We start from the raw sequence: 697 nt of genomic DNA, 5'->3' as shown, positions 1-697 counted from the left end.
CGATAGGCCAGCGCGCTGCCATGTGCCCGGATTTCGATACGCCCATCCGGGTATTCATAGACATCGATGTAGTGATGGGCGAGGGCACGCGTTTGCGGCGTGTCGTCAAGCATGTAGATGACCCGGTCGTACTGCAATGTCAGGCTGTTCGACACGCAACGCAATACCCGGTGCGTCAGAATCAGGTCGAGGTCTTCATCGCCCCTGAGCGGCCGATGCGCGTTAAATGCGCTCTTCGGGATCTTCGCGAAGCGCCCATTGAAGTCGGCCATGAAGTGGGGCGCATACGCGTTGGCGGCCTCCTTCGTATCGATCTTGCGCAGCCTCAACTCTTTGACCAACCGGTCCTGCAAGGTGAGATTGGCCCGCTCCACGCGTCCCTTCGCCTGACTGCTGTTGGCACACAGCGTGTCCACGTTCAACTCGTACAAGGCCCGCCCGTATTGGGTCACGCCCTTGTCGGGCGTGCTCGCGTGCTGGTTGCAGTGAAACACGCTGGCCTTGTCGCTATAGAGTGCCACGGGCTTGCCGTGCGCCTCGATGTATTTGCGCGTGGCCTCGAAATAACTGAAGGTCGATTCGGTCGCGGTGAAGTGCAACGTCATCAGTTGGCTTGTGGCATCGTCAATAAACACCAGCAGCGTGCACGCTGGCGCCCGGTCTTCAAACCACCGGTGATCGCTACCATCGATCTGGA

1 protein-coding gene is annotated in these 697 nt (G+C 59.4%); it reads right to left on the bottom strand.

The genetic code is table 11. The features are described 5' to 3' along the window. A partial coding sequence (locus ACRXB1_RS37205; RefSeq protein ID WP_449494920.1) for an ISNCY family transposase occupies positions 1-697 on the bottom strand: 697 nt, incomplete at both ends.

The sequence above is a fragment of the Caballeronia sp. M23-90 genome (assembly GCF_053574605.1).
Note: the sequence above shows the minus strand (reverse complement) of the source record. Positions and strands in the feature narration are given on the sequence as shown.